Source organism: Streptomyces sp. NBC_00045, assembly GCF_045041095.1.
Lineage (GTDB): Bacteria > Actinomycetota > Actinomycetes > Streptomycetales > Streptomycetaceae > Streptomyces.
The window spans coordinates 369276-393615 of the sequence record NZ_CP108271.1 but is presented as its reverse complement, the minus strand read 5'-3'; the positions used below and the strand labels follow the sequence as shown (position 1 = coordinate 393615).

General features: G+C 69.3%; 18 protein-coding genes and 1 pseudogene. 10 read left to right on the top strand and 9 right to left on the bottom strand.

Going from position 1 to position 24340, the window contains the following annotated elements; all coding sequences use genetic code 11:
- Positions 1-143: 143 nt before the first annotated feature.
- Positions 144-1649, bottom strand: a complete 1506-nt coding sequence (locus OHA65_RS01995; RefSeq protein ID WP_327281306.1) for a lipase family protein — start codon at positions 1647-1649, stop codon at positions 144-146.
- Between the two features lie 645 nt (positions 1650-2294).
- Between OHA65_RS01995 and OHA65_RS01990 the strand changes: the two genes are divergently transcribed.
- The 5 genes and pseudogenes from OHA65_RS01990 (at position 2295) to OHA65_RS01970 (ending at position 7916) form a co-directional block, all read left to right on the top strand.
- Positions 2295-2918 carry a hypothetical protein gene (locus OHA65_RS01990; protein ID WP_405760935.1) on the top strand — a complete coding sequence of 208 codons (624 nt, stop codon included), beginning with the start codon at positions 2295-2297 and terminating at the stop codon, positions 2916-2918.
- 661 nt (positions 2919-3579) lie between these two features.
- Entirely contained in the window at positions 3580-4227 is a 648-nt protein-coding gene (locus OHA65_RS01985; protein WP_327281304.1) for a DUF6082 family protein, read from the top strand.
- Positions 4228-4809: 582 nt separating this feature from the next.
- Positions 4810-5427: pseudogene (locus OHA65_RS01980) on the top strand (carbohydrate binding domain-containing protein); the annotation flags it as partial.
- 42 nt (positions 5428-5469) lie between these two features.
- Positions 5470-6558 (top strand): chitinase, encoded by a 1089-nt coding sequence (locus OHA65_RS01975; protein ID WP_405763358.1) that lies wholly within the window; start codon positions 5470-5472, stop codon positions 6556-6558.
- A gap of 236 nt (positions 6559-6794) precedes the next feature.
- Positions 6795-7916 carry an IS630 family transposase gene (locus OHA65_RS01970; RefSeq protein ID WP_327280728.1) on the top strand — a complete coding sequence of 374 codons (1122 nt, stop codon included), beginning with the start codon at positions 6795-6797 and terminating at the stop codon, positions 7914-7916.
- Here OHA65_RS01970 and OHA65_RS01965 read toward each other — a convergent pair.
- Positions 7913-9307: an alpha/beta hydrolase family protein gene (locus tag OHA65_RS01965; protein WP_405760932.1), complete on the bottom strand. Its 1395-nt coding sequence runs from the start codon at positions 9305-9307 to the stop codon at positions 7913-7915. The two genes, OHA65_RS01970 and OHA65_RS01965, sit on opposite strands and share 4 nt — an antisense overlap.
- Before the next feature lie 1064 nt (positions 9308-10371).
- Positions 10372-10890, bottom strand: a complete 519-nt coding sequence (locus OHA65_RS01960) for a cupin domain-containing protein (protein ID WP_405760930.1) — start codon at positions 10888-10890, stop codon at positions 10372-10374.
- 82 nt (positions 10891-10972) lie between these two features.
- Here OHA65_RS01960 and OHA65_RS01955 point away from each other — a divergent pair, with 82 nt between their 5' ends.
- The 4 genes from OHA65_RS01955 to leuE all read left to right on the top strand — a co-directional run bounded on the left by OHA65_RS01955 (position 10973) and on the right by leuE (position 14859).
- Complete coding sequence (locus OHA65_RS01955) at positions 10973-11581, top strand: TetR family transcriptional regulator (protein ID WP_329312379.1); 609 nt, start codon at positions 10973-10975, stop codon at positions 11579-11581.
- Positions 11578-11709: a hypothetical protein gene (locus OHA65_RS01950; RefSeq protein ID WP_405760927.1), complete on the top strand. Its 132-nt coding sequence runs from the start codon at positions 11578-11580 to the stop codon at positions 11707-11709. The genes OHA65_RS01955 and OHA65_RS01950 overlap by 4 nt, the downstream gene beginning before the upstream one ends.
- A gap of 866 nt (positions 11710-12575) precedes the next feature.
- Positions 12576-14141 (top strand): B12-binding domain-containing radical SAM protein, encoded by a 1566-nt coding sequence (locus OHA65_RS01945; protein WP_405760924.1) that lies wholly within the window; start codon positions 12576-12578, stop codon positions 14139-14141.
- 61 nt (positions 14142-14202) lie between these two features.
- Positions 14203-14859, top strand: a complete 657-nt coding sequence (gene leuE, locus OHA65_RS01940) for a leucine efflux protein LeuE (protein ID WP_327281298.1) — start codon at positions 14203-14205, stop codon at positions 14857-14859.
- An 87-nt stretch (positions 14860-14946) separates the two neighbouring features.
- On the opposite strand, the gene OHA65_RS01935 is transcribed toward leuE, so the two are convergent.
- The 5 genes from OHA65_RS01935 to OHA65_RS01915 all read right to left on the bottom strand — a co-directional run bounded on the left by OHA65_RS01935 (position 14947) and on the right by OHA65_RS01915 (position 22397).
- A complete protein-coding gene (locus tag OHA65_RS01935) occupies positions 14947-16362 on the bottom strand; it encodes an amidase (protein ID WP_328761267.1) in 1416 nt (471 codons plus the stop codon).
- Positions 16363-16563: 201 nt separating this feature from the next.
- A complete protein-coding gene (xdhC, locus tag OHA65_RS01930; RefSeq protein ID WP_327285967.1) occupies positions 16564-17373 on the bottom strand; it encodes a xanthine dehydrogenase accessory protein XdhC in 810 nt (269 codons plus the stop codon).
- A gap of 1 nt (position 17374) precedes the next feature.
- Positions 17375-19774: a xanthine dehydrogenase molybdopterin binding subunit gene (gene xdhB, locus OHA65_RS01925; RefSeq protein WP_405754276.1), complete on the bottom strand. Its 2400-nt coding sequence runs from the start codon at positions 19772-19774 to the stop codon at positions 17375-17377.
- On the bottom strand, positions 19771-21282 hold the full coding sequence (locus OHA65_RS01920) for a xanthine dehydrogenase small subunit (RefSeq protein WP_405760922.1): 1512 nt from the start codon (positions 21280-21282) through the stop codon (positions 19771-19773). The genes xdhB and OHA65_RS01920 overlap by 4 nt, the downstream gene beginning before the upstream one ends.
- A 746-nt stretch (positions 21283-22028) precedes the next feature.
- The gene (locus OHA65_RS01915) at positions 22029-22397 is read right to left on the bottom strand and encodes a hypothetical protein (protein ID WP_329312373.1); all 369 of its coding nucleotides are present in this window, start codon (positions 22395-22397) and stop codon (positions 22029-22031) included.
- Here OHA65_RS01915 and OHA65_RS01910 point away from each other — a divergent pair.
- A complete protein-coding gene (locus OHA65_RS01910) occupies positions 22396-22638 on the top strand; it encodes a hypothetical protein (protein ID WP_327281293.1) in 243 nt (80 codons plus the stop codon). The two genes, OHA65_RS01915 and OHA65_RS01910, sit on opposite strands and share 2 nt — an antisense overlap.
- A 1009-nt stretch (positions 22639-23647) precedes the next feature.
- Here OHA65_RS01910 and OHA65_RS01905 read toward each other — a convergent pair.
- Positions 23648-23977: a peptidase inhibitor family I36 protein gene (locus OHA65_RS01905; RefSeq protein WP_327281292.1), complete on the bottom strand. Its 330-nt coding sequence runs from the start codon at positions 23975-23977 to the stop codon at positions 23648-23650.
- Positions 23978-24340 lie beyond the last annotated feature (363 nt).

Below are 24340 nucleotides of genomic sequence, written 5' to 3'. Positions count from 1 at the left end.
CCAGGAGGTGGTGTTCTCACTGGTGAGGCGGCGGTGGAGCATCCACCATGCGCGGGTCCGTTCGACCGCTCAGCGTTTCGGGGGCAGCGTGAAGCCCCTGCTGGTCGTCGGGATGCGGCACGACCGGACCACTCGTTCGTCGTTCAGTCCTGGTGCCACTCCAGGTAGGTGAACTCGTCCGCCGGGCTCGCGGGGGACGAGTAGCCGTTCGAGAGGACGGCGACGTTGATGGTCGCGGACTTGTTCAATCCGAGGGTTGGGCTGGGTGCCTGGACGAGCAGTTGTTCGGGGGCGTAGTCGAGGAGCTCGGCGAGATTGTCGCCGAAGTAGACCTGGGCGTCCGCGGCGAAGTTGATCCCGTTGACTTGGACTTGGACCTTGTCGATGGCCCGGCCGCTGTCGGGGCTGATGCCGGTGACCACCACGGCGGCGGGCCCGCCGTAGGCGAACTGGCCGCGCGGGACGGCCGGGGAGGTGCCCAGATTGCTGGTGGCCCGGACGTCGACCACGCCGACGCCCTCGGGCGCCCAGGCGACCATCACGTCGTCGCGCAGGACGTGCTGTCGGGAGGCCGGCGCCGTGCCGAAGTCGATCATTACGCCCTGGCTGAACCCGCTGCCGACGATCTCGACCGGGGCGCCGGCCGTGCCGACGGGGGTCACGACGGTCACCACCGGACCCGACGGCACGTCGGGCGCGCCGAGGAGGCCCAGATAGGTGGAGTTGGCGTGCTGGAACGCCACCTGGCCCATGAAGTCCTGGACCGACGCCTTCACCAAGTTCGGGTCAAATGGTTGGTAGCCGTCGTTCAGCGGGTCGTCCTTGCCCGGCTGGACGTAGACGTTGGGACCGGGGAGGCCGATGAGCGTCCCGATGACGGCTTTGACGTCGGTGTTCGCCGCCGGGCCCGGACTGGGGTACCACTGCTTGGTCGCCTCCAGGTTGTTCCAGGCCTGCGGCACCATGTCGTTGGTGTTGTAGTGGCGCTCGTTCGCCTGCCAGTCCAGGGAGTCGACGTAGGCGGCGAAGTCCGCTCCGCCGGCGGTGGGGGCGGCGAACGTGTGCAGCTCGAAGTTCGGCTTCACGTTGGGCCAGGTGAGCGTCTGGAGGTAAGGGGCGACCATGGTCGCGATGCAGCCGCCCAGGCTGTGGCCGGTCACGTAGACCGTCGGGTTCGGCTGCGCCCGGCCCAGGGCGGTGGTGAGCGCCTGCGCGAGGGTGACACCCGCCGTGCTCATGGTGACGACCTCGGTGAAGGCCTTCATCGCACCCTTGGCAACCGGAACCGGGGACGGCATCCCGACGAGGTTGAACGGGACCACCGTGCCGACGTCGAGGTCCTCCATCAGATCGGTCTCGCTGCCGACGGTGCCGCGGATCACCACGGCGAACGAGTTGGAGCCGTCGGTGTTCTTGGCGAGGTAGGCCATGTTGGCGTTGCCCGGACTCACCCCGAGCCAGGACAGGACCCAGCTGCCCCCGGTCGCGAGCGAGACATCGGCCAGCTGCTGGTTGATGCCGAGGATGATCCGGGTGCTGTGTTCCGCGAGGGTTTCGCCCGAGGGGCGTGGGGTGGCGGCGGTCGCCGCGATCGCGGAGAGCGTCATCGTCACCTGCGGGACGGTCGGCTGGTTCGAGTCGGTCGCCATGCTCGCTCCTCCTGGGGATCACCCGGTCCGGCCGGAGCAGGTTCGCGTCCAACGTAGGTTTCGCCGGGTCACCCCGGCGGGAGGCGCCGCCCGAGGTCACGCGATCGGTCCAGCCGGCCCCGGGGCTGTTCCTGCTCGGCGGCTTGCGCAGCTGAAGGCGGAAGTCCGGGCAGGTGTCCCGGGTCCGTATCGGCGTAAACGAATGTCCGCTTCCCCTCAACGCCTTGGTGGGGTACGTGGGGGTGCGGGGCCCGGTGTGGACACCGCACCGGGGGGCTATTGGCCGGCCACGGCGTTCGCGGCTGCTTCGATCAGGTCTGTCACCGCGCCCGGCTGAGGGACCACGCCACCGCGCCGCGCCCGGCCGGCACACACATGGGTCCGCAGGACCGACGGCACGCTGCCCGACGTGTCTTTGGACCGGCCGGTGACGGACCGGACCGAGCTCGTCACGGACGATTCCCGTGCCCGTGCCCTGCCCTTGCCCTGGCGCCGGCGGCCGAGCCCGGACGGCGCCCGACGCGCGGCCCCGACCACCGTGAACGCGGCCACGAGGGAAACCGCCATGAGCTACACGCTGCTCAGACGCTCGGCCCGGTTGCGTAGGCTCCTCGTATGCCACAGCCCAGAGAACCCCGCACGCCGGTGTCGGGTAAACACGTACGCCAGGCCGTCGCCCACTGCCTCGACGCCCTCGAAGGAGTCCCAGCCGCCCAATGGTACGACCGGGCCGGGGACTTGGAGTGGACCCGCTGGGAAACCCTCGAACACCTCGCGGACGACCTGCTCACCTACGCGCTGCGGTTCGGACTGGCGAAGCCCATGGGCGTGGCGCGCGTCCCGCTGCGCGTAACCAGCGATCGACCCGAGGGCCCGGCCAACGTGATCTTCGGGGACCACGAGGCAGGGCCGGAGGGACTCATGACCATCGTGGAGGCTTGCGGCGGACTGCTCGCAGCCGCCGTGGACACCGCGCCCGCAACCACTCTGGCCCCACACGTGTTCGGAGCCTCCGACGCGGAGGGTTTCGCAGCCATGGGTGTCGTCGAGACGCTGGTCCACACCCACGACATCACCCAGGGCCTGGACCGGGTCCGGGAGCCCGCACAGGAACTGAGCGAGCGGGCTCTCGCGCGCTTGTTCCCCGACGTGGCCGTCCTCGACACCCCCTGGTCGACCTTGTTGTGGGCGACGGGCCGCATCGAGACGCCCGATCGCCCCCGCCGGACCGACTGGCGCTGGTACGGTGCGCCGCACAGCCGCAGCTGACTCGAACGCCGCAGCTGCACCGGGGTTCGGATGCCCCGACAGTGGAGGCGTGCAGGGCGAACGGTCGGCCGGCTGCCGAGGGGACTTCGGCCGCCGGAGCCCGAGGCCGGTACGGGTCGCCCCAACGGCTGCGACTGGGCCGGGCCCGCACGCCGGGCCCGCACGCCGGGCACGCACGCCGGGCCCGCACGCCGGGCCCGCACGCCGGGCCGCCCCCGGTGTGCTGCCGCCGAGACCACCCGGCGTAGCCCGCTGACGGGCAGCTCCACTTGATCCACCGAGGCAACGCCGAGTCCCTCTCCCCTCGTCTCGCACGAGCCTGACGGTTCCGCGCGGGGCCTTGCCTCCGACTGTTGTCTGGTGGACATGCACCGCGGCGCCCGCCGCCCCCGTTGGTCGCGGCCACCGGGAGGCGGTGCGCAGCACTTCCGGCTGGATGACCCGGCGACGTCGAAGGGCACGACCGGCTGCCGGTGCCCGTTCCTGCGATGCGGGGAACGCCTGGAGCTCACACCGGCACGGTGTTCCCCAACTTGATCAATCGGTGAACGTCGGCGGCGAGACGATCTCTTACCCAGCCTCTTGCCAAGCCAGTTGGGTTCAAGGAGGTTTGGAGGAGTTCAGTGAGCAGGCCGGCCGGGAGCATGTGAAGGGGCGTTGGATGGCAGAGGATCCCAGGTTACGCAGGATTCTCCGTGCTCTTGCATGGAGCGGGGGGTTTCTCGCTTTCATCGGCGCAGTAGCGGTGACCCCGTTCGTTCTGAACCTCGTCGCACCCAACACCCTGGACTGGAATCGCCTGAGTGACATAAGTCAGTCTTACGGTGCCGTGTCGCTTGTGATCTCTGCTGCAGCCCTTCTGGGGGTCGTCACTTCCATCGCATTCCAGGCCAAGCAGGCTCGACTGGAAGGCGAGCAGACGTTCCGTGCAGCCCATCGGGAGCTGACGATGCTGACCTTGACGGACTCGGCATTGCTGCGTTGTTGGGAACCGCCGAGGATTCCGATGACGGAAGCAAGGTGGAAGCAGCTCATCGTCACGAACTTGATCGTGAGCATGTGGGCCAGTGACCATCACCTGGGACGTCTGAACGACGGCGCGCTGCGGGTGGTGCTCGGAGCACATTTCCGAGGAGAGGTGGCACGAGCTCATTGGGAGAACAGCGGTTCCATGTGGCGTGACCACATGGCTGCGCTGGAAGAACCGCGTCGCCTCCGATTCGTGGAGATAGTGGACGAGGTGTATCACCATGCGGGGGAGACAGGACCACCAGTCATGGATCGAGAGTTCTTCATTCCTGGTGACTGAGGTCCGTCGAGGAGGCGCAGCCACCCGTAGACCGCAACCGTGAGCGGGGGAGTCTCGCACGGGCGAAGCGGGGAAGCGTCGCCGGCGGTGGCCGAGGGGGAGGGCGCTGGCCAGGCGGGCACTCCTCGGCTTGGCTTACGCGGTGGGGGCGTGCCGGTGACTCTTGTAGGCCACTGGCTTTCTACGACGCGTTGACACAGGCCCTGCGCCCCCGCCCTCCTGGTTCGGCTTGGGACGTTGCGACGTTGGGACGTTCCGGCAGATCGGGCCTGGGGCTCGCCTCGGTCAGTGAGCCGTCTCTGGTGGGACCGAGATCCTTTGGACGGGCCGTGCACCGGGGTGCGGGTCCTGGCCGCGGTCCGTCGCGGGAGTCGACGCCGGCATCCTCGCCGTCGACCAGGTGCGCTCCGTGTGCGTCGGCGACGGCTCCCAGGTCAATGGTCCAGACCTATTGACGAGGCGTGTCGGCGCTCCTACGATCCGGTCCGGCACAGCCCCACATGTCCCCATCTCACCCAGGCCGGGCCTCACATCCCCACGCATCGGTCATGCCCATGACGCTCGGCGGGAAGGGAGCGCAGCATGTTCCGTCGAAGGTCGCGTACTCCACGTCCGTCGGGCGATCTCCACCCCAGCCCCGATCCCGGCCTACCTGAGGGCGGCGAGGTCGGGAGCCGGCCGCTCGGGGCTCCCGGCCAGTACGGGGAGGGCGTGGAGCACGCGTTGCGGGTGATCCGGACCGGCCGGACCCAGCACAGACCGGCTGCCCTGAGGCGCCTCCTCGCCGGAGTCAGCGCCGCCGCCGTCATCGCTACCGGACTCGCGGTGGCCGGCTCCTTCACGGCCGGGGCCGCCACCGCCAACCTGGTGGCCAACTCCGGCTTCGAGAAGGGGCTGTCCGACTGGACGTGCCCCAGCGGTACCGCCGAAGCCGTCGGGGGTCCGGTCCGCTCCGGCATCTCCGCGCTCAAGGCGGCACCGACCGGTCAGGACGACGCCCGGTGCACCCAGACCATCAGCGTGCAGCCCAACTCCCAGTACACCCTGAGCGCCTACGTCCAAGGCAGCTACGTCTACATCGGCGTCACCGGTACCGGCATCACCGGTGCCCCGTCCACGTGGACGCCGAACAGCCCGTCGTACAGCCAGCTCGGCGTCGGCTTCACGACCGGTCCGGACACCACCTCGGTGACGATCTACCTGCACGGCTGGTACGGGCAGCCCGCGTACTACGCGGACGACGTGTCGCTCAGCGGCTCCGGCGACACCGACCCCCCGCCGACGACCACCCCACCGACCACCGCCCCGCCCACCACGGCCCCACCGACCACCGCCCCGCCCACCACGGCCCCGCCGACCACCGCCCCGCCGGGCGACACCTGCCCGACCAAGCCCAGGCCGTCAGGCAAGGTCCTCCAGGGCTACTGGGAGAACTGGGACGGCGCCTCCAACGGTGTCCACCCCGGAATGGGTTGGGTCCCCATCACGGACAGCCGGATTGCCGCGCACGGGTACAACGTCATCAATGCCGCCTTCCCGGTGATCCTCTCCGACGGCACCGTCCTGTGGCAGGACGGCATGGACGCCGGCGTCAAAGTCTCCACCCCCGCCGAGATGTGCCGGGCCAAGGCGGCCGGTGCGACGCTGCTGATGTCGATCGGCGGCGCCACCGCCGGCATCGACCTGAGCTCCAGTACCGTCGCCGACACGTTCGTGGCGACCGTCGTCCCGATCCTCAAGAAGTACAACTTCGACGGCATGGACATAGACATCGAGACCGGCCTGACCGGAAGCGGCAACATCAACACGTTGTCCGCCTCCCAGTCCAACCTGATCCGCATCATCGACGGCGTCCTCGCGCAGATGCCGGTCGGCTTCGGCCTCACCATGGCCCCCGAAACCGCGTACGTCACCGGTGGAAGCGTCACCTACGGGTCGATCTGGGGCGCTTACCTGCCGATCATCAAGAAGTACGTCGACAACGGCCGCCTGTGGTGGCTGAACATGCAGTACTACAACGGCAGCATGTACGGCTGCTCCGGCGACTCCTACCAGGCCGGCACCGTCCAGGGCTTCACCGCGCAGACCACGTGCCTGAACAATGGCTTGAACATCCAGGGCACCACCATCAAGGTGCCCTACGACAAGCAGGTGCCCGGTCTGCCCGCCCAACCCGGCGCGGGCGGTGGTTACATGGCGCCGACCCTGGTCAGCCAGTCGTGGAACGCCTTCGGCGGATCGTTGAAGGGGCTCATGACCTGGTCGGTCAACTGGGACGGCTCAAAGGGCTGGACCTTCGGCGACAACGTCAAGTCCTCGCAGGGACGATGACGTCCGGCTGACTTCCCGCGCCCCGGTGCACCGCTTCGGGCTCGATTCGAGGCGCGGGCCGCGCTGCCTGACCCCCGGGTGCGGGCCCCCTCGGGGTGCGGGGGGAGGTGCGGGTGATCGACCGTTCCGTTCGGGGTCCGTCGGCCTGCCGGTCACGGTGGAGCGGCGGACCCGCCCGCCGGCCGCGGCTACGGCGAGCTAGTGTCCTGCGCCGGAGATCCGTCGTTAGTTTATGTATGACTGCTTCTGCGGATGTGCCGGTGCCTCGTCGTGGTCCGAAGTTGGAACCGTTGTTGTTGTCTTCCGATGAGCGTGTGGTGTTGGAGCGTTGGGTCCGCAGGGCGTCATCTGCGCAGGCGGTGGCCTTGCGGGCCCGCATCGTGTTGGCGTGTGCCGGTGCTGATGTGCCGCCGATTGTCGTGGTGGCACGGGAGTTGCATATCGCGGCCGACACGGTCCGCAAGTGGCGTCGCCGGTTCCTGGCGGCCCGGCTGGACGGGCTGGTCGACGAGCCCCGGCCTGGCCGGCCACCCACCATCAGCGTTGATCAGGTGGAGGCGGTAGTGGTCGGCACGCTGGAGGAGATCCCGAAGAACGCCACTCACTGGTCGCGTTCATCGATGGCCGCCCGCAGTGGCCTGTCGAAGTCGACAGTGGGCCGGATCTGGCGGAAGTTCCAGCTCAAGCCCCATTTGAGCGACACGTTCAAGCTGTCGACGGACCCGCTGTTCGTGGAGAAGCTCTACGACGTGGTGGGGCTGTATTTCAACCCGCCCGAAGGAGCGGTGGTGCTGTCGGTGGACGAGAAGTCCCAGATCCAGGCTCTTGACCGCTCTCAGCCAGTGCTGCCGATGATGCCCGGCATGCCCGAGCGCCGCACTCACGACTATGTTCGCAACGGGCTGACCACCTTGTTCGCGGCCTTCGACGTCGCGACCGGTGAAGTCATCACCTCACTGCACCGTCGCCACCGGGCCGCGGAGTTCAAGAAGTTCCTCATCAAGATCGACAAAGAGGTCCCCGAACACCTTCAGGTCCACCTGATCTGCGACAACTACGGCACCCACAAAACCCCGGCCATCAAGACGTGGCTGGCCAAACACCCACGGTTCCACCTGCACTTCACACCCACCGGCTCCTCCTGGATCAACCAGGTTGAGCGATGGTTCGGCTTCCTCGCGGACCAGAAGATCCGCCGTGGCGCCCACAAGAGTGTGCGCTCCCTGGAAGCCGACATCCGAGCCTGGGTCAAGCAGTGGAACGAAAACCCGACCCCGTTCACCTGGACCAAGACAGCCGAAGAGATCCTCGACTCACTCGCCCGCTTCTGCCAACGGATCTCCGGCGCAGGACACTAGGAACCCAGCGTCTTGTCGAGCCAGTCGAAGACGACCTCGCAGTGCAGTTGTGGGGCCATGGGGGAGCAGTGCAGTTGCGCTCCCTGGGCCGCCGTCAGCTTCAGGTAGTCCTTGGGGGAGGTGAGGGCGTCGTACAGACGGCGCGGCTGGCCGGGGTAGAACTGCTCGCCCTCGTAATCCAGCACCAGGGTCGGCGCCTTGATGCGGCCGACGACATTGGTGATGGACATGGCCTGGATGCGGCTGGCCGGGGTGTAGAAGTCGGTGAACAGCTTGCCCTGGCGTGCTTGGAGCATCGCGGCCGCCGAGAACGGCTCGAACCGTTTCTTCAACACAGCCGCCGCCTCCGGGGGCAGTTCGGGGACGACCTCCTTGTTCCAGATGTCGTTCGTCTGCTGCTCGTCCGGCGTGAGGATCTTCCGTATCTCGGGCGGGAAGCCCAGCCACGGCTCGACGCAACCCGGCATCGCCACCAGCGCGGCGATGCGCGTCTCGAACGCCGCGGCCCGCGGTGCGAGGTCGCCGCCCATGCTCAGACCCGTCAGGGCGATCTTGCTGGAGTTCACATCCGAGCGGGCCGTCAGCCAGTCGACGAGGGGCGTTACCACCCGCTCCCAGGTGGGAGTGAACACCACACGGTCCACGAAGAGCAGTTGTCCCTGGCCCGGTCCGTCGTAGACGAGGGCGTTCCAGCCCCGTTCCAGCGCGGCGGCGACCCCGTACGTCCACATGTCGACGTTCTGGCCGTCGCTGCCGTTGGTCAGGATCACCGTCGGGCGCGGAGTGCCGGACGTGTCTGGCCGGAAGAACCACACGGGCAGCGGCGTGGTTCCGTAGGGCACGTTCGCCTTCACCGGGGCGGGCTCGCACAGGTTGCAGAAGATGTCCCAGGCGGCGCGTCCGGCCCTGTAGAGCTGTTCCTCGCTACCGGGGTCGTTCGAACCCAGGACGAAGAACAGTGCCTGGCCGTAGTACTGGGCAGCGCGCAGGGCGCGGAACCGCCTGGTCTGGCTGTCGGCGGGGGCGCCCGGAGGCGCCGCCACCAGCCGGTCACCGAGGCTGCGGAACGTCTTGACGTACGACTGCGCAGTCAGACCCGCTCCGTTGATCGCGTTCACGGCCGTCAGGACCTCACCGACCTCCGCGGCGCCGGCACCCGAGGCGCCGAGCGCGAGGAGTCCGTTGAAGTTGTACGCGGGGTCCTTGAACAACGTCATGGCACCCGGGGTGAGGCCGCCAGCCGCAGCGGCGGCCGAGCTGCTGGAGGCCGCGGCCGGGGCGCCGGGGGCGCCGCCGCGGGCGCAGCCCGCCAGGAGCGCGGCTCCCACCCCGGCGGTGAACAGGGTGCGACGCGTGGGTCCGGAGTGCCGATCGCCGTGTACGGGACTCATGGCACCGGAGCGTAGAGCCGGCCCGGCACCCCGGCACCCCGGCCCGCCCCGCGCAGAGCGAGCCGACCACCCCTGCGACCTGCCCCTGAACAGGGGGATCGCAGCCCCACACCCCGCCCCACCTGCCTTGCGCCGTTCGTGCGACCCGGCGCGAATCCGCCCCGGGCCACGCATGAGCCCCCCGAGGCCCGGGCCCGGCCCACGGGCACCACCACGGCCCCGTTCCATCGCCTCCGACCGGTCACGGACCGCTGCGCGGGCGGTGTACGCGGACGACGCGGACGGTCGTAGGCGCAGGAGATGGCCTGGTCCGGCCAAGGGGGCCGAGCAGTATCGGCACGTCAGGGAGGCGGGCGGAGGCCGCCAGTTGCTTCGGCCCCCCAATCGCCCTGGTCTCCGGGCAGCCCGGCCTGGGCAAGACCGCAAGACCGCCTTGGCCGTGCGCGCCGCCCACACCTTGGCGCCGTAACTTCCGGGACGGGTAGTCCGCCGTCGACGTGCGCGGCATGGACCCGCGGCCGACTTCTCCCGCGTGACGCGTCTGCCCGGTTGCTGCACGCCCTGGGCATCGTGGGCGGCGCTGTACCCGCCGGAACCGACGACCACCGCGGGAACAACGAACAGGCCCGCAGCCGGGCCGGAGGCCGAGCGGGCCCAGTGGCTTGCCGCCCCGGGCCGGGCTGAGGCGGCCGGCCGCCAACGGGAGGCCATCGGCGCGGCTGAGGCGAGCGAACTCTGTCGGCGCGACCTCGGGATGGCCCTGCGCCTCCCCGCCCCGTACCGGGTCCCGGCCGCGATCGGTGATCCGTTCCCCGCCCCGCCCGTCAGCGCGCCCCTGCGACCGTCCGTCGGGTGCTGCCCAGGTCCACCGCGGCCTTCGCGAAGTCGATGTACGTGAGCGGGGCGCAACATCCCAGTGACATCGCCGCTGGATCGGGCACGCTGGCCGGCTCCCGCTCGGTGCGTCCGGCACTGCGGACGTCCCGGCTCGGCATGCAGGGTCGTGGCTGCGCCCTCGGCAGCAATGGCCTGGGCGCCGCCGGCCTGGGCTGGGCCGGGCTCGGTCAGAGGCCGGGCGGGGGCGTCAGATGGAACCGGGAGATGACGTCGGGCAGCCAGGTGGGCCGCCCGAACTCAAGCCCGTACTTGGCGGCGAGCACTGGTAGGGCATCCTCTGTCGGCGGCGGCCCGTCGGCGAGCATCTCGGCCAGCTCGCGGAAGAAGTGCTCGAATCCGGCCGGACTGATGATTTCGATCATCCGGGCCGGGACGGGGCCGGCGTTCCACATCGTGTGAAGTTCCCCGCGCGGCTTGGTGATGTAGCCGCCGGAGCCCAGAACGGTTTCACGGTCGCCGGAACGGAATCCGATCTCGCCCTCGGTGACGATCGAGTACTCGTCCTCTCGGGTGTGCAGGTGCGGCGGCACCAATGCCCCCACCGGGAAGGGGTGCTCGACGACGGAGACTGCGCCACCGGTGTCCTCGCCCCACAGCTTGAAGACGACCCCGATCGAGCCGAGGAAGCCCTCGGTCCCCTCGCCGAGGCGAACGATGGTGAGTGGCGGGGCCAGCGGCTCTGTCATGGCGATCACTCCTCGACAGGATTTGGAGATACACTGGCGTTCTCTTAAAAAGTCTCCGCCGCAGACCTCGGGGCGTCAAGTTGTGAGTGAACAGAAGCGTGCGACGAAATCGCGTGGCTACGAGATGCGCAAACGCGCGGAGGACGTGGGGCGGACGCGGCAGCGCATCATCGAGGCCGCCGTGCATCTGCACGGCACCGCGGGCCCGGCGTCGACGAGCATCGCAGCGATCGCCGAGCGCGCCGGCGTCACACGTTTGACCGTGTACCGGCACTTTCCGGATGAGGCGGCGTTGTTCGAGGCGTGCTCGGGACACTGGCTCTCGCGGCAGAGGCTGCCCCGGCCCGAGGGGTGGGGCGCGAACGAAGACCCCCGCGAGCGGCTGACGGCCGGGCTCGCTGACATATACCGCTTCTATCGCGCGGGCGAGCAGATGCTGGCTCTGGTCATCCGTGACCAGCACGTCGTACCCGAGCCGACCCGCGAGGCCCGGGAGGAGATGACCCGGAAGTACGTCGAGGTGCTGGCCGGTGCCTGGCCTGAGGACGATGCCCCCCTCCGGCGGGCGGTGATCGGCCATGCCGCGGCCTTTTCGACGTGGCACTCCCTGTGTCGGGAGCAAGGGCTCACGGACCGCGAGGCAGTCGAGGTCATGGTCACGTTGGTGGAAGCGGTCGGCACACGGTCATGAACGACCTGCCGGACGGCCCCCTTCTGTGCGTCGATCCGCTCCAGGAGCGGCCGGTGAGCCGGCGCGCCATGACGTCGATCATGGCCCAGCGCACCCTGGGCTGGGAAGACTTCAGCCTGCTCCCGTAGCCGAGTAGTGGTCGCCGGTCGTGTGTTGACCGCCGCGTGGACGCTCTGCATGTCGATCACGTCCGGGCTAGGCATTCCTCCGAATGCTGGCCTTCTCCCACTGAGCTCGTTGAGCGCGGAGCACTGACCAGGGTTGAGGTCGCTGCGGGGGCGGCCTTCGGGCCCATCGCGCATGCGCCGAGCTTCATCGACTCCGGTGCGCGTTCGCCCGCGACGGGTGAACCCTTCTGGGTAGACGCGGGAGAAGCGGTGCTCGTTCCCTGGCGATCCGCTGGACGGCCGGCACCGCGCCCCGCTGGAAGGCCGATGACGCCCGTCCCGGGCCCGGCGCTCGGTGGCGGGGCGCGGGTCGGTGCCGTCGTCCAAGGGCGTCGCCTTCGCATGGGACGCCAAGTTTGCATCGGACGCCAAGTTCGCATCGGACGTCAGGTTCGCACCGGACGTCAGGTTCGATGTCGGGGAGGAGGCCGTCTGATCGATGTCGGTCTGGACCTCCCGGAGCAGGCGTTCTGAGGCTCCATCAGTCGACTCCAGTCGTGCGGTTCGCAGGCCGTCTTCCGCAGCCGATCGGTCCAGGCGGGTCCTGCCACCGCATGCCGGTCCCGCAGACGGTGCCGAAGCCGGTCGATCACGTGACCGTGGCTCCGCCGCCTGCCGCGACGCCGGCTGCTGGGCCGGCAGGGAACGGCCGCAGCCGTGCCCTCTCGGCACCACTCAGCGCACCCCGCCCCACGTCCACATCGATGACCCGGTCAGGGCTGCCGGACGATCAGCCGGGCGTGTTCCAGCCGAACGGAATCAGGATGTCCGGTTTCAGGTGCCACGCTGGCCGATTGGTGCCTGGTACATGCATATCCCGTATGCAAATGTTCATGATCCGTGCGGATGTGCTGCCGCCAGCCGTCCGCTTGGCTCCCCCTGCGCCAGGCAAAGGAATGATGTTGAAGGTACTGCTCGCGAATGCCCCGAACCCCACCGACAACAGGAACGCCTCGAACTACGCTTGCTACCCGCACATAGGCATCGTCCAGCTCGCCACGGCGACACGAGAAGCGCTGGGCGACCGCGTTGACATCCAAGTCGTCGACGGAGGCATCAGCAACACCGAGACCGTCCAGCAGGCCGTTCGGGATTTCGCGCCCGATGTCGTCGGTATCAGCGCGCTGACACCGACCTATTCGGAGGCTCTGAAAATAGCTGAGACGGCCAAGGCGTGCGGGGCCAAGGTGGTCCTCGGTGACGACCATGCGATCTTCTTTCCCGAGATGATCCTGCGCAACCGGCCGCAGATCGACTACGTCATAGCCAACGACGGCGGCGAGATCCCCTTCGTGGAACTGATCCGCATGCTGCTCGACGACACTGGATCATTATCCGAGGTCTCCTCGCTCGCCTACCGGCGGGATGGCAGGATCCATGTCAATCCGGCGCCGAAGTATGCGCTCTCGCTACGCAACACGATTCCGGATCTGTCCTTCATCGACGACGTGCTCGACGTCTACGCAGACAATTACCGCCAGCAGTTCGGCCACCTCCACGGCCACCAAGTGCGGCCGGTGACGGTGAACAACGCACGCGGCTGCGAGAACGGCTACAAGCGCTGCACCTACTGCTCCATCGCGGACCTGACCGTCAATACGGGCGATCCCCGAGGGTTCTGGAAGACGATCGACCAGTACAACCGCGAGCACGGCATCAACCTCTTCTTCGAGGTCTACGACAGCTTCACCGCCAGTCCCCGGTACGTCGACGCCCTCATCGACTCCACGCCACCGCACCTGAAGCGTCGCATTGACGACGGCGAGCTGCAGGTCATGGTCTACGCGCGCGCCCTCGGACTGACCAAGCGGAACAACGTCGACAAGCTCCGACGGCTCGGCGTCACGCGGGCCAACATCGGGCTGGACGCCGCCGACCCCGAAATGCTGGAGGCGCAACGGAAGAACAAGACGACCGGCGAAACCAACCTCGAAGCCATCCGCATGCTGAACAAAGCGGGCATCTCGGTTCACGCCTCGTACATTGCCGGAGCTCCGGGGGAGCGGCCGGAGACGCTGGACCGCACCATCGCCGGGATCCGGCAGATGCTCGGCGAGGTGGAGCTCTCCTCGGTGGAGTTCTCACGGTTCATTCCATTGCCGAACAGTCCCGCGTGGGATCTGCTGGTCGACTACGAGCAGCCGAACTTCTTCAAGAGCAGCGAAGAGATCGACAGCTACCTGACCGCTCTGGGAATCACCGTGACACGGCAGGACCGGGAGGAGATGTTCGCCAGGTTCGGTGAAAAGGATTTGCTCGACATCGACGAGCTGGGCGCTTTCTGGGCGGACAATTTCACTCACATCACTGAGAGGTACGCCCTTGAGCGCATCGGTGAGGTCGATGAGATGGTGAGCGCGCACAACGTGCGCACGGGAAACAATGTCGGATAGCTGTGCCGCCTGGAGTGCGGTCGCCCGCCGGACTCCGGTGGGCGAGTAGAAGGGTGCCGGAATGCTAGGAGTGCAGAATCTACTGACCTATGCCTTGGGGGCGTTGCTGATCATTCTGCTCCCGGGGCCGAGTTCTTTGTTCACGCTGTCGGTCGCCGCGCGACTCGGGGTCAGGTCCGGCTATCGCGCCGCGGCCGGGATGTTCCTGGGTGAAACCCTGCTGATGGTCGCGACGGCTGCCGGGCTCGCTTCGCTGCTGCAGGCCAACGAGCTGGTGTTCGCCGTCGTGAAGTACGCCGGCGCCGGCTACCTGACCTGGATCGCGGTCGGCATGATCCGCGGGGCGTGGGCGATGTGGCGACGCCGCAACGAGAGGACCGCGGAGGATGCCGCAGCCGTGTCTGACCCGTCGACGGGCGGAAAGCTGTTCCGCCGGTCCCTGGTGATCACCGTTCTGAACCCGAAGGCGATCTTGTTCTTCATCTCGTTCTTCGTGCAGTTCGTCGATCCCCAGTACGCGTACCCGGGGTTGTCCTTCGCGCTGCTCGCAGTCGTCTACCAGGTCATCAGCATCGCGTACGTCACCGTGTTGATCTTCAGTGGTACGTACCTCGCCTCGCAGTTCCGCCGCCGCCGAAAGCTGTCGGCGGGACTCACGACGGCGGCCGGAGCGGTGTTCCTCGGTTTCGCGGCGAAGCTGGCCACGACGAGCAACTGAGCGTGGCGGCGGTGTCCTCACGCCCGCGCCCCCTCACTCGGCGCGACAGTGAACTTCGCGGCGGCGCGGGCGTGGAGGACAACGAGGTCAGAGGTCCTGGATGCGCCGGAACGGGCGGTCGGCCTCCAGCTCGAACGCGACCTCCAGCAGCTTCCGCTCACCACCGGGGCGGCCGGAGAACATGACGCCGATGGGCAGCCCGCCCCCTGCGGCGCTCGCCGAGGGCACCGAGATCGAGGGCGTGCCGACGACGTTGTCGACGGGTGTGAACGCCACGTAGGCGAGGATCCGTTCGATCAGGGTCGGGTAGGGAACGGTCGGGCTGAGGTGACCGATCGGCGGCGTGGTGTGGGCGAGCACGGGCGACAGCAGGAGGTCGACCCCCCGGAACGAGGCCGCGTACGCCTCTCTCGTACGCTTCAACCTCCGCAGCACGCCGGGAGTGCGCCGCCAGTTGCGCAGGTACTCCTCGCGCAGCCCCCGGCTGAGGCCGTCCATGCGACGCCGGTCGAAGTCCGCGCCGAGGGTCCGGCCCGTGACGCCGACGAGGAAGGACAGCATCCCCCAGTACGCGAGGAAGTCGTCGGTGAAGCTGGGATCGATGGCCAACTCCACGGGCTCCACCGTGTGGCCGAGCCGTTCGAGCGTGGTCACGGTCTGCGTGACCGCCGCGCGGGTTGCGGCGTCGGAGCGGACTCCGTTCGGCGAGTCCAGTAGGAAACCGATGCGCAGCCGTTTGGTCGAAGGTCCTTCGACCAGGCCCAGGGGCGCCAGCTCGGGGCTCCGCCAGTACTTCTCGGCGGCGGCCAGGAACGCGGCGGCGTCCCGCACGGAACGGCTCACGATCGCGTCGGAGACGAGGTCGAGGGGCAGTTGACGGCTCTGGGCGTTCGCGACGACCCGGCCCCGGGTCGGCTTGAGGCCGACCAGTCCGCAGCAGGCGGCCGGTATTCGGATCGAACCACCGCCGTCGTTGGCGTGCGCGATCGGCACCGCTCCGGCCGCGACGAGCGCCGCGCTACCGCCCGACGAACCGCCGGCCGAATACCCCGTGTGCCACGGGTTGCGAACCGGTTCGGCGCCTTCGTACTCGGTGGTCGGACTGAAGCCGAACTCGGGCAGCCGGCTCTTGCCCAGCACCGTGACGCCGCTGCTCAGGAACTGTCGGGTGAACGGTGCGTGCCGCCGCGCCGCCCTCGGGCGGAACGCCGCGCTGCCGTGGCCGGTGGGCAGGCCGAGGTAATCGGTGTTGTCCTTGACGAAGGTCGGCACCCCGGCGAAGGCACCGCCCGTTGCGCCGGTGTGCGCCGGGACGTCGGCGTGCGCTTGGACCGCGCCCAGCCGTGCCTCGACCGCCCGTACCCGCTCCCCGGCGGCCCGGGCGGCCTCGGTGGCGGAAACCTCGCCCCGCCGGATCGCCGCTGCGAGACCGACGGCGTCGTGCTCTCCCAGGGCGTCGTCCGAGAAGGCGTGCACGATGGCCCGTTCGTCGAAAGTCGTCACCGCTGTCTCAGCCCCCGGCCTCGTGGATGGTCGCCGCCATCATTCCTTACCACCGGGTAACACGCGAGGGTCTCGCCACCCGATCATCACACCGCGCTCCTCCGGCCGGCTCCGGAGCCGGCCGGAGGAGCGCGGTGGGTCGCGTAGGCGCCCTCGGCTACGGGAGGGTACGTGCTCCGGCGCTACCGCGGTCGCCACCGTTCATCGTTTGTCGCGTTCGAAGGTCCGCAGCAGGTCCGCTGCGACGCTCACGGCGATCGTGGCGGGTTCCTTGCCGGTGATCTCGGTCATCCCGATCGGGGTCTTGATCCGGTCGATGGCTGCGGCCTCATGCCCACCCTCGGTGGTCAGGCGTTGCCGGAACCGCGCACCCTTGGCGGCCGAGCCGATCAATCCGATCGAGCCGAGCCCGGCGGTGCGCAACGCGGCGTCGCACAGTGCGGCGTCCTCGGCGTGGTCGTGGGTCATGATCAGGACGTGGGTGCCGGGTGCCAGCTCCGCGAGCGCGTCCTCCGGAAGCAGCGGTGTGTGGTGCACGTGGATCTGCGCCACCGCATCGGCGAGCACACCGAGCCGTTCGTCGGTGAGTTGGTCGGGGCGGGTGTCGATCAGGTGCAGATCGAGGTCGTGGCGGGCCAGGATGCGTGCCAGCTCCCAGCCGACGTGCCCGACGCCGAAGATCGCCACCGCCGGGACCACCGGGAGCGGTTCGAGCAGTACGCTGACGGTTCCGCCGCAGCACTGCACGCCGTGTCGGCCGGTGACCTTGTCATTGAGGGCGAACTCCATCAGCTCCGGTTGCGGATCGGGCATCCCGATCACCTCGCGGGCACGGTCGATGGCGACGGCCTCGATGTTGCCGCCGCCGATCGAACCCCAGGTCCCGGTCCGCCCCACGACGAGTTTGGCACCGGCCCGGCGGGGCGCGTGGCCGCGCACGGTCGCGACGGTCACGAGCGCGCCGGGTTCCCGGCGGGCCCGCAACCGCGCGACCGCGGCCATCCAGCTCATGTCAGACATTGCTCAAAGCGTTTGTGTCGGTGGGGACATCGCTGCCCCTGCGGGCGTGGCCGTCGTGCTGCACGTCGCCGCTGCGGGCTGCTTCGATCGCCCAGTACACCGCCTCCGGCGTCGCGGGCGAGGCCAGCTGCACGCTGACTCCGGCTGGCCCGAAGGCCGCTGCGCCCTGCCGCAACGCTTCTCGCACCGAGAACGCCAGCATCAACGGAGGCTCACCCACCGCCTTGGACCCGTAGACCGCGCCCTCTTCGGTGGCGTTCTGCAGCAAGGTGACGTTGAATTCCTCGGGCATCTCCGAGAAGCTCGGCAGCTTGTAGGTGCTCGCCGCCTGGGTCAGCAGCCGACCGCGGCTCGGCCCGTCCCCGCTGTCCCAGCGCATGTCCTCAAGCGTAAGCCAGCCCGCGCCCTGTACGAAGCCGCCCTCGACCTGACCGATGTCGATCAACGGGGAGAGGCTGTCACCGACATCGTGCACGATGTCCACGCGCCGAATGCGGTATGCCCCGGTGAAGCCGTCCACCTCCACCTCGGTCGCGGCGGCGCCGTAGGAGAAGTACTTGAACGGCGAGCCCCTGAACGCCTTCGCGTCCCAGTGCAGGCCCTCGGTCCGGTAGAAACCGGCCGCCGACAGCTGAACCCGCTGCAAGTACGCGGTGCGCACCAGGTCGTCCCAGGCCAGCTCCTCGTCGTTGCCGACGACGCGCGCGACGCCCTCGACGATGCGCACGTCCGAGGCGTTCGCGCCCAGCTGGGTACCGGCCACCTGCAGCAGCCGCTCGCGCAACTGCTCGCAGGCGTTCTTCACCGCCGCACCGTTGAGGTCCGCGCCGGCACTGGCGGCGGTGGCAGAGGTGTTGGGCACCTTGTCGGTGCGCGTCGGGGCCAGACGCACCTTGTGCAGCGGGATGCCCAGCGTGGTCGCGGCCACCTGCAGCATCTTGGTGTGCAGGCCCTGGCCCATCTCGGTGCCGCCGTGGTTGATCAGGACCGAGCCGTCCTTGTAGATCAGCACCAGCGCGCCGCCCTGGTTGAAGGCGGTGAGGTTGAACGAGATCCCGAACTTGATACCGGTGACCGCAAGGGCCCGTTTGGTGTTCGGGTGCGCGGCGTTGAAGGCCGCGATCTCGCGCTGGCGATCGGCGAGACGGCCGTTGTCCTTGACCTGCTGCCAGACGGCGGAGATCCGTTCGGGCTGGGCGACCTGCTGTCCGTACGGTGTGAACTGGCCCCGCCGGTAGAAGTTGCGCTCCCGCAATTCCGTCGGATCCAGGCCGAGCAGCGGCGCGCACCGGCCCATGATGTCCTCGATCACCAGCATGCCCTGCGGTCCGCCGAACCCGCGGAAGGCGGTGTTGGAGACCTTGTTGGTCTTGGCGACGCGGCCGGCGACGCGCGCGTGGGGAATCCAGTAGGTGTTGTCGATGTGGCACAGAGCGCGGGCCACCACCGGCTCGGACAGGTCCAGGCTCCAGCCACCGTCCGCGGTCAAGGTGGCGTCCAAGGCCTGGATGCGGCCCTCGGCGTCGAAGCCGATCTTCCACGTGGCGTGGAACCCGTGCCGCTTGCCCGACATGGTCAGGTCCTGAGTCCGGTTGAGCCGCAACCGGACCGGCCGACCGGTCAGCTTCGCGCCGAGCGCGGCGACCGCCGCGAATCCGTGCGGCTGCATCTCCTTGCCGCCGAAGCCGCCACCCATCCGCAGGCACTGCACGGTCACCTCGTGGCTGTGCAGACCGAGCACGTGCGCGACGATCTCCTGCGTCTCCGAAGGATGCTGGGTGCTGCTCTGGACGAAGACCTGCTCGGCCTCGTCGACAAGGGCCAGCGCCGCATGCGTCTCCAGGTAGAAGTGCTCCTGATCGGAGAACTGGAACTCGCCGGTGAACACGTGCGCGGAGTCGGCGAAGCCGGCGTCGACATCACCGGTCAGCATCACGGGCCGGGCGCCGTGGAAACTACCGGCCGCGATCGCCTCCTGCAGCGTGATCAGGGAGGGTCGTTCGTCGAGTTCCACCTCGACGGCCGCCGCACCGAGACGGGCCGCCTCCAAGGTCTCGCCGAGCACCCAGGCGACAGCGTGGCCGTGGAACATGACCTCGTCGGGGAACAGCGGTTCGTCGTGCTTCATTCCGGCGTCGTTGACACCGGGCACGTCGGCACCGGTCAGCACGCGCACCACACCGGGCACGGCGAGGGCGGGCTCGGTGCGCAGCGCGATGATCCTGCCGTGGGCCTTCATGACCTGGACCGGGTACGCGTGCAGCACGTCCTTGGTGCGGTGGACCAGGTCGTCGGTGTAGAGCGCAGAGCCGGTGACGTGCTGGCCGGCGCTCTCGTGCGGCAACGGAACGCCGACGACGGGCTTTTCGGGGCGCTGGGACAAATGGCTCATGACGGCACCGCCTCGGTGGTCTGTGCGTACAGCTTCAACAGGCTCTGCCCGAGCATCGCGGAGCGGTACTCGGCGCTGGCGCGGTGGTCGTCCATCGGCGTGCCCTCGGCCTTGAGCACCCGGGCCGCGGCCTCGACGGTCTCCGCCGCCCACGGCTTGCCCTCCAGGGCCTTCTCGGTGGCGAGGGCGCGGATCGGAGTGGCGGCCACGCCGCCCAGGCCGATGCGTGCCTTGCGGACGATCCCGCCCTCGACGTCGAGCGCGAATGCGACTGCCACGCTGGAGATGTCGTCGAAGCGCCGCTTGGCGATCTTGTGGAAGGCCGCGACCGGCGACAGCGGCAGCGGGATGCGCACCGCGCGGATCAGCTCGCCGGGACGGCGTACGCTCTGCCGGTAGCCGGTGAAGTAGTCGGACAGGGGTACCTCCCGCTCTCCGTCCTCGCCGGCGAGTACCACCGACGCCTCCAGCGCGAGCAGCACGGGCGGGCTGTCACCGATGGGGGAGCCGGTACCGAGGTTGCCGCCGAAGGTGGCACTGTTGCGGATGAGCCGGGACGCGAACTGCGGGAACAGCTTTGCCAGCAGCGGGACGCTGCCGTCGAGGCGGCGTTCGATCTCGGTGAAGGTCATCGCCGCCCCGATCTCGATGCGGTCGGATCCGACGTGCAGCTCACGCAGTTCGGGCAGCCGGTCGATGGCGATCACGCAATTCGCCCTGCGGGCACGGATGTTCACCTCCACGCCCCAGTCGGTGCTGCCCGCGACCACCACCGCGTCGGGACGCTCGCCCAGCCGCCGCAGCGCCTCGGCCAGGGTGCTCGGCCGCAGGAACACGCTGTCGTCCCGGGTGTATGCGGTGGCGACCGGTGCGGGCGCGGACTGCTCACGACGCTGCGCCAGGGGGTCGTCTTCGGTGGGCGTACCGACGGCGAACGCGGCATCGCGGATCGGGCGGTAGCCGGTGCAGCGGCACAGGTTTCCGCTCAGCGCGTGCAGGTCGAAACCGTTCGGACCGTGCTCGGGGTCACTGCCGTCGGCCGGGTCCAGGTCCAGGTCCAGGTCCAGGTCCGGGTCCGGGTCCGGGTCCGCGTGCGCTTGTGCGCAGCGGTCGGGTCGGTAGTACTCGGCGGCCATGCTGCAGATGAATCCCGGTGTGCAGTAACCGCATTGGGAGCCCCCGCGGACCGCCATCTCCTCCTGCACCGGGTGCAGCGTGGGCGGTGTGCCGGGCTCGCCGGCAGTGGTGAGACCTTCGGAGGTGACGATCTCCTGACCGTCGAGCGCCGCTACCGGGACGAGGCAGGCGTTGACCGCCACCCAGTCGGTGGGCTTGTTGACCCCGGGACGGGCCACCAGGACCGAACAGGCCCCGCATTCACCCTCGGCGCACCCCTCCTTGGTGCCGGTGAGGCCACGCTCGCGCAGAAAGTCCAGCACCGTGGTGTGGGGCTTCGCGGGTGCGATCGGTGCTTCTTTCCCGTTGATCGTGATCCGCGCCGCTACCATGGCGCATCCTCATTTCGGTGCGCGGTGGAACTGATTGTCCTAGTCGCCATCTCAGGAGCTTTCTGTTTCAGTGGCGCAGCTCTAGAACCCGGAGCGCGCACGTCAGCACGCAACCACGTGCCGCAGGCGGTGACAGAAATGGAAAGGTGCCGGGGCCACGATCGGGCACACCGGAAGGGGGGCTGCTAGCAGCCGTGTGCCACACGACCCGGAGTCCAGGCGACCTGGTGGGCGAGGCGAATTTCGGAGATGGTCGACATCCGGTTTCGCCTCCTTCCATCAGCTCACGAGTCGGTCTGCCAGAAGTTACGTCGCTGCAGGTCCATCGGTCAAGCTGGTAGAAGCTGCTGTTACCGGACCCCGAACCCATTCGGCTCAGGAGCGAAGGACATCACGTTCACGACGGCGATGCTGCCAGCTGCCTCTACAGAGGGGGCGGGAGCGCCCCGGGCCGGTCGTGGTGTGCCGCTTACGATGTTCTTGTCATGGTCACATTGAAGGTACTCGGCTCGCTCCGGGTCGAAATCGACGGCCGCGCGGTCGATGCGGGCGGTCGGCTCGCCCGGATGGTACTGGTCCAACTGCTGGTCGCCCGTGGGGCGGCCGCGCCCACGGAGCGGATAATCGAACGGCTGTGGCCACCCGCATCCCGTCGAGTGCCCAGGCATCGCTGCACGCCTACATCGCGCGTCTGCGGCGCGTCCTCGAACCGGAACGCGCGCCGCGCACGCCTGCGCGGCTGCTGATCAGCGCGCCCTACGGCTACGCCCTCGCCCTGGAGCCGGACGCCAGGTACGGTCCGCTTCACCCACGCGCTCGTTCGGGACGCCCTGGAGGGCGACCTCACGCGGCTGCGGCTGGCCCGCATGCATTCCCGCCTGGGCCGGGGCCTGATCGCCCTCGGCTCGGACGACGTCGCCGCCTTCGCCCACCACCTCCTGCAGGCGGCCGCGGTCGTGACCGCCGACGGCGGGCCGGCGGTCCGGCACGCCCGGCTGGCGTGCGAGCAGGCGGTGCGCCGCTACGCCCCGCAGAACGCCGAGGCCCTGCTGAACGCCGCCCTCGGCCTCCTCGCCGACCATCCGGCCGCCTTCGCCGACCAGGATGCGGCCCATGTTGCGGGTGATGCTGCTGGGGCAGCTGGTGGAGGGCCGGATCCGGATGGGGGCCGTGGTACCCGCCCGCGAGGCACAGGAACAGGCCGTACGGGTGGCCCGTGTGGAGGGCCGGGCCGACCTGCTGACCGCCGCCTACACGACGTGGACCGAGCCGACGCCCTGGCGCGTGCGCCCGTACGCGGCGTCCGACCCCGAGGCCGTCGAGGAGCTCGGTCGGCTGTTGGGGACCCGGGGCTGACCGACCGGCAGCGCTGCCTGCTCCTCGACCAGCTGTCCGACGCGCTCGACGACACCGATCCCCGCGCCGTCGCCGAGGCGCGCCGGGCAGTGGAACTCGCCCGCGTCGTGGGCGAGCCCCGTCTGTTGGGCCTGACCCTCACGTCGCTGCTACGCAAGGTCGACGGCGAACTCGAACCCGCTGCCTACCTGGAACTCCACCGGGACTCGCCGAGTTGGGTGACGGCCAGGACAGCCCCGAGTGCTCCTGGACGAGCGCCTACGTCGCCGCCCGGATCGCCGCCGGCCACAACGACCCGGCGGTGCCTCGTGCGGGCGGACGAGATCGCCCGCAGGTACGAGCTCCAGGGCGCGTGCGCGGTGGCCCGGCTGCGCCATCCCGTGCTCGCCATGGCACAGGGCCGTTTCGATGAGGCGGAGCAGGCCCTGGGGACGGCGGTGGCGGAACTGCGGGCCCGCGGGGCGGTGGACCTCAGCGGGCTGGCCGCCCTGAGCGTCGGCTGCATCCGTCTGCAGCAGGGTCGGCTCGCCGAGATGCTGCCCGTACTGCTCGCGGTGTGGGAACAGTCAAGCCGCACAGCGAAGCCCTCACCGCGCTCGCGCTGCTGGCCGGCGGCCGCTGCGAAGAGGCCCGGGAGATCTTCGGCCAGCGCGTGCGGCTGCGGCGCGACTTCGCCTTCCCCGTCCTGGCCGGGCTGCGCGGCCGCCATCGTCTTGCGCGACGGGGAGGCGGCCGTCGAGCTGTACGAGGACCTGCTGCCGCTGCAGGGGCTGGCGGGCGGGGCGAGCAGCCTCAGCCTCGTCTTCCGGCCCGTCGCGCAGACCCCGGGCGAACTCGCCCGGTTCCTGGACCGCCCCGAACGGGCCCGCCGCCACTACCTGGAAGCCGCGAGGGTGGCGGCCGCATGGGACTCGCCCCTCTGGGCGGACGCCGCGCAGACCGGCCTTGCCGGCCTGCCGCCGGCGCCCGCTTTGGTGTTACCGGCTGTCCCCCGGATCAGCCGGCCACGTCAGAGCTCCCAGCTGACCTGCTCCACGGTGTCGTTGTGCTGCTTGGGCTCCTCCAGCTTGTCGCCGGCCCGCAGGATCCGCGTACCGGCTCTGCTGATCAGCTTCGCGTCGCTGTCCGTGTTGTTGATCCACGACGACACGTTCTTGGACATGCTGCCGCCGTCGTGGAGGGGCAGCATGCTGAGGTCGACGTCGAATCCGGCCCCGATGCCGTACCCCTCGCCCCCACAGTTGTAATGGCGCCAGAGGCCCAGCGTCTGCGGCGGGCACGGCGATCCCTCGGGGGCGATCTCGACGACGCCCGGCGGCAGTCCCTTGGTGCTGCTCACGACTCACTCCGCTCTCTCGCCCGCCGGCAGTTCCGGCGGGGCACCCCCAACGTCCCACCTTGACGGCCGGACTATGACGATGGCACATGCTTGATCGTTTCTGCCGTGCACCTGACCACTCGTCCGGCGCAACGCCGCCCGCCGTCCCCGTGCCCGGTCGTGCGGAACGGCAGGAGGCCGCCCTGCCCCTCGGTACCGCCGCACTCATGATCAACGAGCAGATCGCCGACACCCCGCCACGAAGGCCCGTGGGCGACGACGACCCGCTCATCACCGAGCCGCTCGAAGCCCCCGACAGCAGACCGCGGTGCACGAGCGGCCCAGAGCCGCACCGGGGGAGGGCCGATGGCCGGTGACACGCTC